This window comes from uncultured Desulfovibrio sp., assembly GCF_944324505.1.
Lineage (GTDB): Bacteria > Desulfobacterota > Desulfovibrionia > Desulfovibrionales > Desulfovibrionaceae > Desulfovibrio.
In genome coordinates, this window is record NZ_CALUWO010000001.1 from 1 (window position 1) to 13,937 (window position 13,937).

Annotated in this window: 17 protein-coding genes and 1 pseudogene; all 18 read left to right on the forward strand. The window is 61.5% G+C overall.

Annotated elements, in window-relative coordinates; genetic code table 11:
* Positions 1-502: pseudogene (locus tag Q0J57_RS00005) on the forward strand (hypothetical protein); the annotation flags it as partial.
* Positions 499-729, forward strand: a complete 231-nt coding sequence (locus Q0J57_RS00010; RefSeq protein ID WP_297215337.1) for a hypothetical protein — start codon at positions 499-501, stop codon at positions 727-729. The pseudogene Q0J57_RS00005 and the gene Q0J57_RS00010, both read left to right, overlap by 4 nt.
* A gap of 14 nt (positions 730-743) precedes the next feature.
* A complete protein-coding gene (locus Q0J57_RS00015) occupies positions 744-1,637 on the forward strand; it encodes a hypothetical protein (RefSeq protein WP_297215340.1) in 894 nt (297 codons plus the stop codon).
* A gap of 9 nt (positions 1,638-1,646) precedes the next feature.
* On the forward strand, positions 1,647-2,681 hold the full coding sequence (locus Q0J57_RS00020) for a N4-gp56 family major capsid protein (RefSeq protein WP_297215343.1): 1,035 nt from the start codon (positions 1,647-1,649) through the stop codon (positions 2,679-2,681).
* A 9-nt stretch (positions 2,682-2,690) separates the two neighbouring features.
* A complete protein-coding gene (locus Q0J57_RS00025; RefSeq protein WP_297215346.1) occupies positions 2,691-3,185 on the forward strand; it encodes a hypothetical protein in 495 nt (164 codons plus the stop codon).
* 2 nt (positions 3,186-3,187) lie between these two features.
* Positions 3,188-3,889 carry a DUF6682 family protein gene (locus Q0J57_RS00030; protein WP_297215349.1) on the forward strand — a complete coding sequence of 234 codons (702 nt, stop codon included), beginning with the start codon at positions 3,188-3,190 and terminating at the stop codon, positions 3,887-3,889.
* Positions 3,889-4,425 (forward strand): hypothetical protein, encoded by a 537-nt coding sequence (locus Q0J57_RS00035; RefSeq protein ID WP_297215352.1) that lies wholly within the window; start codon positions 3,889-3,891, stop codon positions 4,423-4,425. Before Q0J57_RS00030 ends, Q0J57_RS00035 begins: the two co-directional genes overlap by 1 nt.
* A 9-nt stretch (positions 4,426-4,434) precedes the next feature.
* Positions 4,435-6,249: a hypothetical protein gene (locus Q0J57_RS00040; protein ID WP_297215354.1), complete on the forward strand. Its 1,815-nt coding sequence runs from the start codon at positions 4,435-4,437 to the stop codon at positions 6,247-6,249.
* A gap of 47 nt (positions 6,250-6,296) precedes the next feature.
* Positions 6,297-6,953 (forward strand): hypothetical protein, encoded by a 657-nt coding sequence (locus Q0J57_RS00045; protein ID WP_297215358.1) that lies wholly within the window; start codon positions 6,297-6,299, stop codon positions 6,951-6,953.
* Between the two features lie 60 nt (positions 6,954-7,013).
* The gene (locus Q0J57_RS00050; RefSeq protein ID WP_297215361.1) at positions 7,014-7,343 is read left to right on the forward strand and encodes a hypothetical protein; all 330 of its coding nucleotides are present in this window, start codon (positions 7,014-7,016) and stop codon (positions 7,341-7,343) included.
* Complete coding sequence (locus Q0J57_RS00055) at positions 7,340-8,701, forward strand: phage tail protein (RefSeq protein WP_297215364.1); 1,362 nt, start codon at positions 7,340-7,342, stop codon at positions 8,699-8,701. The genes Q0J57_RS00050 and Q0J57_RS00055 overlap by 4 nt, the downstream gene beginning before the upstream one ends.
* Before the next feature lie 21 nt (positions 8,702-8,722).
* Positions 8,723-9,436, forward strand: a complete 714-nt coding sequence (locus Q0J57_RS00060; protein WP_297215369.1) for a hypothetical protein — start codon at positions 8,723-8,725, stop codon at positions 9,434-9,436.
* Positions 9,433-9,744: a pseudouridine synthase gene (locus Q0J57_RS10135; RefSeq protein ID WP_363315443.1), complete on the forward strand. Its 312-nt coding sequence runs from the start codon at positions 9,433-9,435 to the stop codon at positions 9,742-9,744. Before Q0J57_RS00060 ends, Q0J57_RS10135 begins: the two co-directional genes overlap by 4 nt.
* A gap of 12 nt (positions 9,745-9,756) precedes the next feature.
* Positions 9,757-10,167, forward strand: a complete 411-nt coding sequence (locus tag Q0J57_RS00070) for a hypothetical protein (RefSeq protein WP_297215372.1) — start codon at positions 9,757-9,759, stop codon at positions 10,165-10,167.
* Between the two features lie 2 nt (positions 10,168-10,169).
* Positions 10,170-12,020 carry a hypothetical protein gene (locus tag Q0J57_RS00075; protein ID WP_297215375.1) on the forward strand — a complete coding sequence of 617 codons (1,851 nt, stop codon included), beginning with the start codon at positions 10,170-10,172 and terminating at the stop codon, positions 12,018-12,020.
* Entirely contained in the window at positions 12,010-12,702 is a 693-nt protein-coding gene (locus Q0J57_RS00080) for a hypothetical protein (RefSeq protein ID WP_297215378.1), read from the forward strand. The genes Q0J57_RS00075 and Q0J57_RS00080 overlap by 11 nt, the downstream gene beginning before the upstream one ends.
* Before the next feature lie 2 nt (positions 12,703-12,704).
* Positions 12,705-13,271 (forward strand): hypothetical protein, encoded by a 567-nt coding sequence (locus Q0J57_RS00085; RefSeq protein WP_297215382.1) that lies wholly within the window; start codon positions 12,705-12,707, stop codon positions 13,269-13,271.
* Complete coding sequence (locus tag Q0J57_RS00090; protein ID WP_297215385.1) at positions 13,259-13,930, forward strand: hypothetical protein; 672 nt, start codon at positions 13,259-13,261, stop codon at positions 13,928-13,930. Before Q0J57_RS00085 ends, Q0J57_RS00090 begins: the two co-directional genes overlap by 13 nt.
* The last annotated feature ends 7 nt before the right edge of the window (positions 13,931-13,937 follow it).

Genomic DNA, 13,937 nt, shown 5'->3' on the forward strand with positions numbered 1-13,937 from the left:
CAATATCCTGCTCAAGGATCATATCAAGCTGTTTGACGACAACGTCATCGCTCCCTTCATCCGGGCCATGTACCGCTGGCTTATGCAGTGGTCGCCCAGGGAGGACTGCAAGGGCGACTTTGAGGTGGTGGCCAGCGGATCGCAGTCGCTCATTGCCAAGGAAGTTCGCGCGCAGCAGGTACCCGGCATCATGCAGTGGCTCAGTATTCCTGCCTTTTCCCCGCACATCAATGAGCGCGGTCTGCTTGAGGTGGCCTTTGAGCAGACCGATCTGCCTGTGGAGCGCATTCTTTACAGCAAGGAAGAGGCCCAGCGGCATCAGCAGGAAATGCAGATGGCCAGTGCCCAGGCTAACGTGCAGGCCCTCACGCAGGAACTGCAGAAACAAGGCCTGCCGCCGCAGGAGATACAGCGCCAGATGCTCATGCTGCTGGCCCAGCTGGAGAAACAGACGGGTCTGCCGGCCGAAGCGGGGGGCACGGCACAGGGGGTGACGCCATGAGAAATGATGCTGTGAACACCAGGGAAATCGCGCAAAAGGCGCTGCGTGACATTCGGCAGGCTGGTGCGGCCAGCGAGAATGCCGTGTGCGTCCTCATGCAGGCCAAGCTGCGCGAAGCTCGGGAAGAGCTGGAGCTGGCCACGGACAGTGTTGCCATTTTTCGAGCGCAGGGACGCGCCCAGCTGGCGCGTGACATCCTCGACGCTTTCAACCGTAACCCGCAATAGCAAGGAGTTCCAGGATGAGCCAGCAGCCCGTGGAACAGCAGGAAGTGCCGGCAGTTCCAGATGAGGAAAGACATTTTGCCGAAGGGCTTGATGCCGCCCTCACGGAAGGCGAGGAGCCGCAGGAAGAGGCTCTGCCACAGGAGGTAGAGGACGGTGCGGATCAGGAGCGCATTGTGCAGGATGATCCCCCCTACCCTGCCGGAGGAGCCGAAGGACAGGAAGAGCAGGAAGAACCTGCCGCTGTGACGGCGGAGCCTGCCCCGGAAGCGTCGCCTTCGCAGGAGGAGACGCCCTCTGGGGAGCCGGCGCAGCCTGCCGTCGTGGAGATATCCGAAGAGCTGACGGCCGAGTACGAGCGCTTGCAGAAGATGGATGCCGAAGCTGCCGCAATGGCACGGGAGGATTCTCCTGAAGGCGAGGCCATGCGTTACCGGCTGGAGCAGTACGGCGCCGAGATTGCTCATGATCATGCCCGCCTCGTGCGTATGCAGCGCCAGCAGGCTGATGAGCGCGAGGTCTTGCGTCAGGAGCGGGCCAGGCAGGCGGCACTGGAGCGGCAGCGAAACTTCTTGCGAGTCATGCAGCACGATCACCCGGATTTTCATGCTCTGCTGACAGGTAGCGATTCGGCGGCCCAGATGCGTTTTCGCAACGACATGTTGCAGTGGATTCAGGCCAAGCCCTACGGAGAGGCCGCCCCGCTCATGGATATCTTTACCAGAAGCCAGGACCCGCAGGAGGTCAGCAGCCTGCTGACGCGATTCAAGCGCGAGTGTGAGGCCCGCAGACCGGACCCCACGGGCGCGCTTGCAGTTCCGGGACGCGGCGGAACCGTAGCTCCGGCCGGCATCGGAGATAAGGACGACTTCGACGCCGGACTGTCCCTCTCCCTTTCGTCCAAAGAGTGAGGATAACCTATGCCGCCCATCACCGGTACCGGGGATATTTCCTACCGCACCGCAGGTTACGTCTGTGGTGAGCTGCTCAAGCGTGCCCAGCCGCTTATTGTGCTGTCCCGCTTTGGGCAGCAGAAGCCCATCCCCAAGAATCATGGCAACGAGATCAAGTTCCGCGGCTATCTGCCCCTGGACAATATTCCAAAGGCCCTTGTGGAAGGCGTGACGCCTGCGGCTTCCAAGCCCGCGTTCCGCGATGTGGTATCGCGCCTGCAGCAGTATGGCGACTACATCGAAATCACCGATGTGCTGTCGGACACCATCGAGGACCCCATCTGGACAGAGTTTTCCGACATTCTGGGAGAACAGTCTGCCATCATGCTGGAACGGGTGGTGACCAACAAGCTGCTGGCCGGCACCAATGTCTTCTTTTCTGGAAAGACGGGCGGCATTCAGGCCACGACACGCGATGGTGTCAACGAGCCGCTGACCCTGACCCTGCAGCGCCGCGTGACACGTGCCCTCAAGCGTCAGGAGGCCCGCACCATCACCAGTGTGGTGGCTGCCAGCGCCAATTATTCCACCTTTGCCATTGCGCCGTCCTATGTGGCTGTCTGCCATACGGACGTGGAGTCGGACATTCGCAACATGCCCGGCTTTGTACCCGTGGAAAAGTACGGTTCGTACCGTCCCATGGAAGGAGAAGTGGGGTCTGTGGAGAACGTCCGCTATGTGACCACCAATCTCATGGAGCCGTGGCTGGATGCCGGGGCCGCCCCTGCCGGCGGCGTGGAAGTGGAAAGCAATGAAGGCGCCTGTGCCGACGTCTATCCCATTCTTTTTCTGGGCAAAAACGCCTTTGGCGTGACGCCCTTTGCCGCCCAGCGCGGCAGCGGGGCTTCGCCGGTGAACGTCATGGCGCTCAATCCCAATACGCCGCGCGGTGGTGATCCGCTTGGCCAGCGCGGCAGCCTTGGCTGGAAGGCCTATCGCACGGCCGAAATCCTGTACGACATGTGGATGGCCCGCGTGGAAGTGGCCGTTACCCGCCTGTAGGAGGCAACAATGGCTGAAAACAAGACTCAGGCCCAGGCCGTGGGCACTGGTGACGTGGAAACGCTGCGTGCCGATCTGGCTGCGGCCAGGGCTGAAGCCGAAGAGGCCCGTCAGGCTCTGCGCAAGGCTGATGCGGAACGGGAGGCCGCAGCGCGCGAACTGAAAACGCTGCGGGAAGAAGCCGCCATGCAGGCTGTCAGGGAAGAAAAGAGGGCCATGCACCAGCTCAGGCAGCAGGAAAAGGTGCTGCTGACCATCAACAGTCAGCCCAACGATTCCACACCGGTGATGGTCTCGGTGAACGGCTATGCCTACCGCATTAAGCGGGACGAGCCTGTGCTTGTGCCCAGAGCCGTGGCCGAAATGCTCAAGCTGGCAGTCATGGATGTGCCGCAGGTGGTGCATCAGGACAACGGGCAGGAGAAAACCGTATTCCGTCACGTCAATCGCTTCTCGTTTTCTGTCGAGGTGCCGGCGGAACAGACTCAGGCGGAGGCCGTCTAGCCATGCTGCTGGCGGCTGATGTCCTTCGCCTGGTGTCGGGTGCGTTGCAGGACCTTGAGCCGGGCATGGCCGCACGCTGGCCCTGGGAAGCCGAAGAAGGCCGCATAGGCCTGCTTGACTTTCTCAATGCCGCCTTGCGGGCAGTGGCCCTGCAGCGCCCCGACTGTTGTGCCGTGACGGAGGTCATCCGCCTGGAACCCGGCATGTTGCAGCACATCCCGTCCATCCGGAGGCACGGGGCACGCCACGATGCTACGGGCTTCTGCGGGCTGGTGCGCAATATGGGCATGGATGGGGAGCATCCAGGAGCGCCCATCGTTTCCGTGCAGGCGGATGTGCTCATGGCCTGGGCCGACAGTCTGCCCCCTGCCTGCCGTGTGGAGAACTTCGCCTACGACAGGATCAGCAATAGCCAGGTGTACTACGTGTGCCCGCCTGTCCCGGACGATGCCGATGTCTATGTGGAAGCCACCTACTATGCCGCACCGGCAATCATCAAGACGCCGGAACAGCCTCTGGGAGTGGCTGACGACTATGCGCAGGCCCTTGTGCACCACATGCTGGCCTCGGTGCTGTCTGGCGACAATGAAAGCAGCAATGCCGCCAAGGCCAGTTACCACATGCAGCTGTTCAGCGCACTGCTTGGCACCAAGACGCAGGTGGATGGCACGTGGCCCAAAACCGGCAGTATGGGAGGCGCCTGATGGAGCGTTGGGAATCTCTGGAGGTGCTGGTGCGGCAGGTCATGCCGCAGGTTCTGCCCTGCCCGCGCGGCATGGTGCTGGATGCGTTACGGACCATGGCAAAGCACTTTTGCGAGCAGGCTGCCGTGTGGCGTGAGCGCCTGGAAGAGGTGGGGCTGCACGGAGAAGCGGACATTCCGCTGAACCTGCCCCAGGGCTGCCAGCTGACCATGGTTCTGGGGGTCTGGCTGGAGGGCAACAGGCTGGCACCGGAGGACTACCGCACCGAGGGGAACAGTGTGTGCCTGCGGACGCCTCTGCCAAGAGAATGCAGCGTCGTGGTGGATGCCGTGCTGTGCCCTTCACGTCTGGCGGACAAGCTGCCGGCACGGCTCATGGAAAACTGGGGGGATGTGCTGGCCTATGGCGCGCAGGCTCGTCTCAAGGCCATGTCTGGCCAGCATGTCACCTGGACGGATGCCGCTGGTGCCCAGGTAGCCCTTGAACAATACAACGAAGGTGTGGCGCGGGCGCGTATCCGGGCCATGTCCCGGTAGGAGAACGTCATGAGCAACCTGCCTCTCGTCAATGTCACGGCCAGGATCAACGACCAGCAGGGGCGCCCCTGTACGGGTGCCGTGGTCAGGATGCGGCTGTGCAGTCCCGACAAGTATCAGGGGCTGGTGGTTCCCCGCGAGGTCACGGGCGTAACGGACAAGGACGGGCACTGTGTGTTGCGCGTCTTTCCCAATGCTCTGGGTTACGAAGGCAGCGTCTATGACGTGCATATCGGTTTTCCCGCATCGGGAGGCGGCATTTGCGGGAGCGTGACCGCCACGGCACCCATGCGGACAATTCGTACCAAGGTTTTTGTGCCCAATGAGGACTGCAACCTCATGGACATCATGGACCTTGCCCCGCGCGAACCGCTGCCGGCGGGATCCCTGCTGCCGGAGGAAGTGGCCGGCTATGCCGCCCAGGCTGCCAGCAGTGCGGATGCGGCACGGGATCAGGCCGAGGCCGCGGCTTCGACACTGGCTCAGGTGACGGCCAGCGTACAGCAGGCCGAAGCAGCCAAGGATGCCGCACAGGCGGCGGAAGGCAATGCCAGCGCACAGGCGGACAAGGCACAGGTTCTTGTGGATGGTGTGGCTGACAGCATCCACCATTTTCAGACCTCGGTGACGCAACAGGCGGAAGAGGCCGCCGGCCGCCTGGTGGCCGATGCCACGCGCTGCATACGGGAACAGGAAGCTGTTTCGCGTGAGGCCATTGAACAGCGCAGCAGCGAAGTGCTGGATGCGCTGAGTCGCACAGCCAGTGAAGCTCAATCTGCGGCTGTGGCCAGCATCGGCAATGCGGGACAGAACGCTGTTCACGATATTACGGATGCCAGGGACGGCGCCCTTGAAGAACTGCATGAAGTTTCTGCCGAGTATGAGGAGGACTTCATCAGTCTGGTGGAGCGGGCAGAAGGCGCGGCCAAGAAGTCTTCCTGCTCTGCGGCTGCTGCCGCCAATTCGGCTACCAGAGCCTGCCAGTGTGCGGAACGGGCCGAGACTGCCGCCCAGGGACTGGAACGCTACCGTGACGATGCTCTGGATGCCGCGCAGAGGGCAGAAACAGCTGCTGCCTGTGCCAACGCTGACGCCCTGCGGGCAGAGGCCGCAGCGGATTCCGCACAAAAGAATGCCGATCATGCCGCCGGTTCCGCCCTGGCTGCCCAGAAGGCCGCCCAGGCCGCTGATGCCAGCGCCGACGACGCCAATCTGGCAGCCCAACAGGCCATTGCCGCGCAACAGGCGGCAGCCAGTGACCTCCAGAGAGTGCAGCAAGAACGGGGAGACGTTGAAAAACTTGCCGCCGATGTGGATCAGGCCATCATGGACGCTGCTGTGGATCTGCTCACGCCGCAGGTGGTTACGGAGGCCGTGGAGCGCGCCACCGCCGAGGCAGAAGGTCATGCCGCAGCCGCAGCGCAAAGCGCCGTGCAGGCAAAGGACAGTGCCACAGAATCCACCAGGCAGGCCAACTATGCCCATGTGCGTGCCGACAGGGCAGAAACAGCACGGCAAAACGCCGAAGCTGCCGTAATCAGGGCCGAAAGTCTGGCTGACAAGCTGGAGGATTCCTACACCGTTCAGATGGCTGTGGCCAGTATTGCCGGCCAGTTTTACACGCTCAGCGACCGGGTGACCAAGCTGGAGCTGCGGCATGTGACGGAAGACCCTGACTGGGTTGCTCCTGATATGCCGTTGCCCCCGGAAGGAGTGGAAGTTTCGCCTGGCGTGACGGTGGCCCCCATTACTCTTGTTGAACCAGGAGCCACGCCGCCCTCTGCTGCGGCGTTCACCGCAAAAATCGAAGAATACACGCCGTAGTGGCGGTATCTATACGCAAACACGCATCCGAAAAAGGAGAGACAACCATGGCTGAAACCACCAAGAAACTGTTCCGCTTCTTTGACAGCGAAGGCAATGCCGCGAACATCAGCAGCGAAGATGTGTTCGACAAGACCTCGGGCAAGACCCTTGCCGAGTACCTGGCCGCCGCGCCCACCACGGACAGTATCCAGGGGCTGATCGATACGGCCATCGAGGCTGTGAAGACCGGCGACATTGCCACCCTGCAGAGCAGCCTGTCCACCCTGTCCACCACGGTCAACAATTTCCTGTCCGGCGAACCCGACGACGGCACCATCGACCGCCTGTCCGAGCTGGTCAATGCCATCAATGCCAACAAGGACAGCATCGATGCTCTGGTGGCCGATCATGTGAAGAAGAGCGAGATCGTCAACGATCTGACCACGGGCGGCTCGGACAAGGTGCTTTCTGCCGAGCAGGGCAAGGCTCTCAAGGCCCTCATCGATGCGCTGAATACGGCCTTTGATGAGTCCAACCACAGCCACGCCAACAAGGATGTGCTGGATGCCATCAGCAAGGCCGGCAGCGGCAACCTGCTGTTCAACGGCAAGGAACTGACCGGTGAAACCGGCATTGCCTTTGGTGACAGCATCGAAAATGCCACCACCTATACCGGCAGGCTGCGTGTGGTGGTGGAAGACTACACCGTGCCCGGCGTATAGCCCCGGTAAACAGCAGAGGGCAGGTGGAGTCACGGCTCCCCTGCCCTGTCAGGAGGCACCATGCCGGAAAGCATGAAGATACTGGCGCAGTATACCTTCGTTACGCTGGAGAAGCCCCTTGTGGTGGGCGGAGTGACCATTCCGGCGGGGACAACGGTCATGCTGGCGCCCCAGACCACGGCCCACAGTGTGCGCGTCCCCGGCGAGCAGAGTCTGCTGGAAGCGTGGCCCAGACTGAGCAAGGAAGGGCACACGCATACAGAGATGCAGGCTTTGTTGAGCGAATACCAGACAGCCCTGATTACGGCCACGGACAGGCTGACAAGGCTGGAAACGTGGGCCTCGGAACAAGGTTATGACGCGGCAATGGCCGTGCAGGAGCAAGTATGAGCCAGACAACGGAAGAACAGGCCACCTCCCCTACCCCGGAAGAGGTCATTGGCAAGGTCAACGAAAGTATTTCTGCCCTGCAGGATGCTCAGCAGACCGTGGTGAAAGGGGCGCATCTGCTGGCCCAGCACGTGAATGATCCCAATGCCCACGGTGCGGCCATCCCGGAAGTGGTGGAACAGCATATTCCTGTTCCTGTCATGGAAGGAACCATGCTGCAATGGCAGAAGCCGGACGGGACGCCTTTTGGCAATGCTGTGGATCTGAAAGGGGAACCTGGCCGGGATGGCGTAGATGGACAGAACGGCACTGATGGTCAGGACGGGCAGATTGGCCCCCGCCCAGATCATCGCTGGGAAGGCACGAAACTGCTGATCCAGAACGTGGATGGCTCCTGGCCTGATGAAGGCGTGGACCTGAAAGGGGACAAGGGGGATACGGGGCAGATGGAAGGCCTTTCCGATGCGGTGGACAGTGACAGCAGCACTACGCCTGCCAGCAGCAAAGCCGTGAAAACTGCCTATGACAAGGCGGCTGCGGCCCAGAGCGCAGCGGATGCTGCCGACAGCAAGGCACAGGCGGCCCAGAGCGCTGCCGAAGCGGCGGATAACAAGGCTCAAAACGCGCAGAGCACCGCCCAGAATGCCGATAGCAAGGCGCAGGCCGCCCAGACAGCCGCTGAGGCTGCCGACAGCAAGGCGCAGTCCGCCCAGAGCGCCGCCGAGGCTGCTCAGGCAGCCGCAGACAGCGCAGCAGCTATTGCTGATGACGCCAAGGCAGCCGCAGAATCCGCGGGCGAGCTGGCCACGGAAGACTCTCCAGGGCTGGTCAAGGCCAGCACCACGGCGCAGGCCGGCACCGTACCCATGGCCGGGTCCGATGGCTCGCTGGATGAAAGCTGGGTGCCCAAACCGGAGAGTCTCCCTGTAGGTACTCTGATAGCATCTTTCTCTACCAGTATGGGTGGTTTCCTGCTTTGCCATGGTGGCACTCCGTCCAGAACGACCTATGCAGACCTTTTTGCCGTTATTGGGACAGCGTTCGGACCCGGAGACGGGTCGACCACTTTTAATCTGCCTGACTTCCGGGGTAAGACATTCTGGGGTGCTGATAATAATTTAATGAGCGTTATTGAAGCGGGGCTGCCGAATATTACTGGTCAAGTAACTGGTGACGGCGGTTATGGTACCGCTTCTAGTGGAGCCTTTTATCAGTCTAGCTCCACAACAGGTCCAAATGGCAGCCAGCGCGATGCGCGCGTTGTTTCTATGAATGCCTCTCGTTCATCTGCTATCTACGGCAATTCAGATACGGTTCAGCCACCGGCAATCAGCGTGAACGTTTTCATCAAATATTAGGAACAAAAAATGGAATGCGAGATGACTACCCCCAAAAATCCCGCCATCGACTTCAGTAATCCGCCTACAGCTTACGGGTATGATAACGCAGGACTATTTACACAGGCTGAAATTTGCTCTCCTGACCCCCTGGAATCCGCGATGGCAGGAACTGCTGTCTGGATGCTCCCGGCCAATGCTACGTTCATATCCCCGCCTTCCGAGGCTGGGAAGGTGGCCGTCTGGGACGGTACGTTGTGGGAGCTTGAAGAAGACAATCGTGGCACAAAGTACTGGCTGCCGGGAGACACTTGGCAGACGGAACCGCGAGAGATGAAAGACCTCGGCCCCCTGCCCGACGGGGCACTACTAGAAAGGCCGGAAAAGCCTTTTTCTCAGCTTAAAATTGAGAAGCTCAACGAGATCAATGCAGCCTACCAGCAGGCAATCACCGCTCTGACGCCGACTTATCCCGACGACGAACGTCTGACCTTCGACAAGCAGGAAGCCGAGGCCCGTGCATGGTTGGCCGACAACTCCGCATCCACGCCTTTCGTTGACGCGCTTTCCGCCGGGCGGCAGATGGACAAGGCCGAGCTGGTAAGTCGTATCATAGCTAAAGCGGATGCGTTCGCCTTGGCCTCCGGCAGCCTGACCGGCCAGCGGCAGCGGTACGAGGACTTGCTGGACGCGGCCGAGACCGCCGAAGACGTGGCTGCCATTATTCCAGAGTACAGTCTGCCGGGGGGCGAATGATGACCCGCCGGGAGATTCTCCGTCACAATGCCTGGCAGGCCGTGGTCTCGCTGGACCAGGCCCTGCACTGTCTGGGCGGACTGCTGACATCTCTGCTGCTGGCCTGTGTGCCGGGGGCAAATATGCCTGCGGTATGGGCTGACGAGACCCTGTCCAGCCGCTGCTGGCGCTGGCATGTGGCCGGCGTGCGGCACTGGCCCTGCCGCTGGCTGGACAGGCTGGCCGCCCTGTTTGGCGACAGGGAACACTGCCGGAATTCCTATGAAAGCGAGCGCACCGGCAGGCAGTTGCCGCCGGAACTGCGCTGAGAGGGACGCGGCATGCAGCTGGGGTTTGTCGTCTCCAACGCTACCGAGAAGATGGAGCTTGCCGTCTGCAATGAGCCGGGCAGCGATCAGAACATCATCAAGGTACGCACGACGCACCAGGGGGCATGGTCCCCCTGGATGCGTATTGACGTTCACCGCAAGGGCAATGCCGATCATGGCGAGCTGGATGCCGTGGTGTATGAGGCCAGCGTGGCAAAAACGGCCAAGACGGCTCAGGCTGCCCAGAGGCTGGTGACCCCTGTGACCATCACGTTTACCGGAGACGTTGCCGGATCGGTATCCTTTGACGGCATATCCCCCTCTGTGGAGTGCCACATCAGCGGTGTGCAAAGCGCCATCAATGCGGCCATTGCCGATCATGAGAAGAAGTACCACAGCTACAGTCCGGGAGATGCGTACTGATCATGCCCACCATTGCCGTTACCGCCTTTGCCGGCGCTATACCGCGCACGGCTTCCCGTCTGCTGGAGAGCCAGAATGCCCGCGACTGCGTGAACTGCGATCTGGACAGTGGCGCTCTGCGTGCGCTGCGCGGACCGGCGAAGGTGCTTGCCCTGCCCGATCCGGCGGGAACCATATTCCGGCATGAGGTGGACGGCTGGTTGCACTGGGCTGGTGAGGTCAGTGTGGTCAAGAGCGCCGTGCTGGATGCCGAAGGGGAAAAGCCCCTGGGGCAGCTGCTGATAACGGGAGACAGGGCGTACCCGACCATGTATCTGGCAGGAGGCGACGTGCACCGCCTGGGGATTCCCCGACCGGCAGCAGCGCTGACGCTGAAAGCCGCGGCCGGCGCCCAGCTTCTGGAGACAGAGGGGCGGGCCTGGTCCGCTGAGCATATTGCCGCTGCTCCGGCGCGTTACGGCAGTGAAAGCGACACGCTGTGCGGGATTATGCAGGACAGCGATACGGCATCGGTGGAGGTGCTTTCGCGCGCCACGCTGTCGGAAGAGGACGGTACAGCGGGGGGAGAGAATGAGGACACGTCCATAACCGACAGCGGCATCCAGCGCAGCACGGCCTATGTGTACACCTACGTGCAGATGCTGGCAGGCGGGGTAATCCAGTACGAAAGCGCCCCCTCCCCTGCCTCCGAAGTCATGGACGTGCTGGATGGTGACGGAGTGACGCTGGCAGGATTTGTGCTGCCGGAGCTGGAAGGCCTGAACGTGACGCATATTCGGCTGTACCGCACGGTGTCGGGTATGGAGTCTTCCGAGTTCCGTCTGGTGGCGGAGATTGCCGTGGAAGAGCTGGAGGCTGCCGGCTGGACGTACACAGATGTGCTGCATGACAAGGACGTTTCCACCGAAGTCCTGCAGACGAGCACCTGGGACCCCATCCCGGACAATGCCCGGGGACTCATCAAGACAGACAACGGCATCTATGCCGCTTTTCGGGGCAATGAGCTGCTGATATCGGAGCCGTTCACGCCCTATGCCTTTCCTGCCGCCTATCGCCTGACTGTTGAGGACAGCATTGTGGCCCTGGCCCATGTGGACAATACCATTGTGGTGCTGACCACGGGACGCCCCTATCTGGCGCAGGGATCGGTGCCGGAAAGTCTGGCGCTGACGCACTTGCCCATTGAGCAGGCCTGCGTTTCCGCCCGGAGTGTGGCCACGCTGCCCGGCGGGGTGCTGTATGCCAGCCCGGACGGCCTCATGCTGTTTTCCAGTAATCAGCAGACGCTGGCTACCGGCCAGACCTACAGCCGGGAGCAGTGGCAGGCGCTGGGACCGGAGCGCCTTATGGGCACTGTGCATGACAATCGCTATATCGGCTTCTTTGCGGGAAGCAATACCGGCATCCTGTTTCATATCGGACGGGCAGACGTCACCCGCCTGGAACTGCCGCAGGGCTGGCAGGTGCGCAGTCTGTACCATCACAGCGAGGATGATGCCCTGTATCTGAGCGTGGAAACGCCGGAAGGACCTGCCATCTGGCAGTTTGAAGCCGAGGGGGCTGCCCCCCTGCCCTATTGCTGGCACAGCAAGGCATTCTTTTCTTCCGTGCTGTGCGCCATGTCGGCAGCCCGTGTTCAGGGAGAAATGACACCAGCGTCGCCTGTGCGAATGGATATTTTTGGCCCGGATGAAAAACGGCAGCGGGACAGCCTGCTGTTGTGTTCCGGGAAAGCCGTGCGCATCCGCCCCACGCGCTCGGAGCGCATCTGGAGTTTTTGCCTGTCCGGCACGGCTGATGTGTATGAGGCCCGCCTGGGTGGCAGCGTGGAGGGGGTGGAGTATGGCAACTGAGCGTCCTGACCGGGGAATGCAGAGTGTTCCGCGGGGGTTGCCTTCTGACCTGACGGTGTATCTGCAAAGCCTGGATGCTGTGGTACGGCGTTTGGCCGGTCTTGCCCGCGGATCGGAAAAATCGCAGGCCGTGCGACGGGGAGATACCGGCATTGCGCTGGGGGGCAGTGCCCAGACCACGGTGACGAGCGCACGCCTTGCGGACGGGGCAGTGATCACTTCCAAGCTGGCAAACGGCGCCGTGACCGGCGCAAAACTTGCCGATGGCTCCATTACCGGCAGCAAGCTGGAGCTGGGGAGCATCGGCAGCCGGGAGCTGGGGGCGGGGTGTGTGGGCGAGGAAGAGTTGCAGGCCGGCGCCGTGACGGTATCACGCCTCGCCGAGGGGGCCGTAACGCTGGAAAAGATGGCTCCAGAGGCCATGCCGGTGATGGTGCACGGCAGGGCCGTTCATGGAGAGATGGTGAATACGGGCGTATGGCATACGGCGCCTGTAGTCTGGGTGACAGGTTTTTCCGTGCCATCAGGTGCGACAGGAGAGCTGCATATCAATGTTGAAAATATGCGTATGGAGGCTGGCAGCTGGCTGTTTGACGCCATAGCCTGCGTACAGGTTGATGCCATGACAAGCGTGCCTGGAGAGTTGTGCTGGTGTGTTCTGGGCTGGAAGAAGGAGGCGTGAGCATGACGCATTTTGCCATTCTGTATCTGCCCTGTCAGCAGCCGCATGTGGTGGGCATACTGCGGGCAGTCTATGACAAAATCTGTACGGAATGTCTGCGTGACAGGCTGTTCTACGATGGCTCGGCCCGAAGCTGTGATGCCTTTCTGGACGAGATGCTGCGGCCCGGGTGTTTGCCCTTTGTCGTTATGGCGGATCAGGAGCCGGCAGCCTTTGCCTGGTGCAATCATCTGGAGATACGGGCGGCGCGCGTGCATTTTGTCATTTTCAGGAAGTTCTGGGGCAGGAAGTGCCGCACGGACATGGGACGCCGCTTTTTTCGCTATCTGCTGACGCTCAGGGATACCGACGGCTATCTGTTTGACTGCCTGTATGGTGTGACGCCGGAAAGTCATCCTCTGGCCTGGAAGGCAGCGCTGGAGACTGGCTGGCGTCATGTGGGGATCATCCCGCATTTTGTGTTTCTGGCAGACAGGCAGGAAAGCGTCGGCGGAGTGATTACCGCCGTGAACCGGCAGGCGCTGGGCATGGCCGAAAACGCGACAGGAGAGGCCAGATGGGACGCATGATCTACAGCCGTATCCTGCTGGATATGGAGAGCGGGAGCATTCTGGAGGCAGAAGGAAGCTGGCATGACGGGCCTGTTGCCCTGTGCATGGGCGGCAGTGGCGGCGGCAGCAGCACCACCAATACGGTGGACTATGCCTACAATGCCCGCATGGCCGCCCTTTCGGAAGAACAGCAGGCCTGGGCGCGTGACTACTACGAGATGTGGAAGACGCACTTCAAGCCCTACGAAATTGCCCAGGCCCAGGCCAATATGGAAATGCTGCCGCTGGAAACCAACTTGTACAAGAACCAGTTGCAGGCGGCCACGCAGCTGCTGCCGCAACAGACGGAAGCTGCCCAGAAGTTTCTTGAGGCATCCACAAGCGGTGTGGACATCAACGAACGTATGGCCCTGGCCACGGCGGATGCGTCCAGTGCCTGGAAGGATGTGCAGGGGCAGACCCTGCGGGCCAATGCCCGTTTGGGCGTCAACCCCAACAGCGGGCGCTTTCAGGGCATCAATGCCGCGCTGGATACCCAGAAGGCGGCACAGCTGGCAGGAGCCAGAACGCAGGCGCGCGTGGGGGCGGAGCAGGAAAATTATGACCGCCTGAAGAATGCGGCCAATTTCAATGCCACAGGCGGCATCCTGAGCGGGCTTGGCGCCCTATCCAGTTAAAGGAGGA

What these genes read in the sequence shown, in the direction of transcription:
- Q0J57_RS10135 (WP_363315443.1), top strand. Translation starts at nt 9,433, where the DNA reads ATGATGACCCGCCGGGAGATTCTCCGTCACAATGCCTGGCAGGCCGTG.
- Q0J57_RS00080 (WP_297215378.1), top strand. Translation starts at nt 12,010, where the DNA reads ATGGCAACTGAGCGTCCTGACCGGGGAATGCAGAGTGTTCCGCGGGGG.
- Q0J57_RS00055 (WP_297215364.1), top strand. Translation starts at nt 7,340, where the DNA reads ATGAGCCAGACAACGGAAGAACAGGCCACCTCCCCTACCCCGGAAGAG.
- Q0J57_RS00070 (WP_297215372.1), top strand. Translation starts at nt 9,757, where the DNA reads ATGCAGCTGGGGTTTGTCGTCTCCAACGCTACCGAGAAGATGGAGCTT.
- Q0J57_RS00025 (WP_297215346.1), top strand. Translation starts at nt 2,691, where the DNA reads ATGGCTGAAAACAAGACTCAGGCCCAGGCCGTGGGCACTGGTGACGTG.
- Q0J57_RS00030 (WP_297215349.1), top strand. Translation starts at nt 3,188, where the DNA reads ATGCTGCTGGCGGCTGATGTCCTTCGCCTGGTGTCGGGTGCGTTGCAG.
- Q0J57_RS00060 (WP_297215369.1), top strand. Translation starts at nt 8,723, where the DNA reads ATGACTACCCCCAAAAATCCCGCCATCGACTTCAGTAATCCGCCTACA.
- Q0J57_RS00015 (WP_297215340.1), top strand. Translation starts at nt 744, where the DNA reads ATGAGCCAGCAGCCCGTGGAACAGCAGGAAGTGCCGGCAGTTCCAGAT.
- Q0J57_RS00050 (WP_297215361.1), top strand. Translation starts at nt 7,014, where the DNA reads ATGCCGGAAAGCATGAAGATACTGGCGCAGTATACCTTCGTTACGCTG.
- Q0J57_RS00020 (WP_297215343.1), top strand. Translation starts at nt 1,647, where the DNA reads ATGCCGCCCATCACCGGTACCGGGGATATTTCCTACCGCACCGCAGGT.
- Q0J57_RS00035 (WP_297215352.1), top strand. Translation starts at nt 3,889, where the DNA reads ATGGAGCGTTGGGAATCTCTGGAGGTGCTGGTGCGGCAGGTCATGCCG.
- Q0J57_RS00010 (WP_297215337.1), top strand. Translation starts at nt 499, where the DNA reads ATGAGAAATGATGCTGTGAACACCAGGGAAATCGCGCAAAAGGCGCTG.
- Q0J57_RS00090 (WP_297215385.1), top strand. Translation starts at nt 13,259, where the DNA reads ATGGGACGCATGATCTACAGCCGTATCCTGCTGGATATGGAGAGCGGG.
- Q0J57_RS00045 (WP_297215358.1), top strand. Translation starts at nt 6,297, where the DNA reads ATGGCTGAAACCACCAAGAAACTGTTCCGCTTCTTTGACAGCGAAGGC.
- Q0J57_RS00040 (WP_297215354.1), top strand. Translation starts at nt 4,435, where the DNA reads ATGAGCAACCTGCCTCTCGTCAATGTCACGGCCAGGATCAACGACCAG.
- Q0J57_RS00085 (WP_297215382.1), top strand. Translation starts at nt 12,705, where the DNA reads ATGACGCATTTTGCCATTCTGTATCTGCCCTGTCAGCAGCCGCATGTG.
- Q0J57_RS00075 (WP_297215375.1), top strand. Translation starts at nt 10,170, where the DNA reads ATGCCCACCATTGCCGTTACCGCCTTTGCCGGCGCTATACCGCGCACG.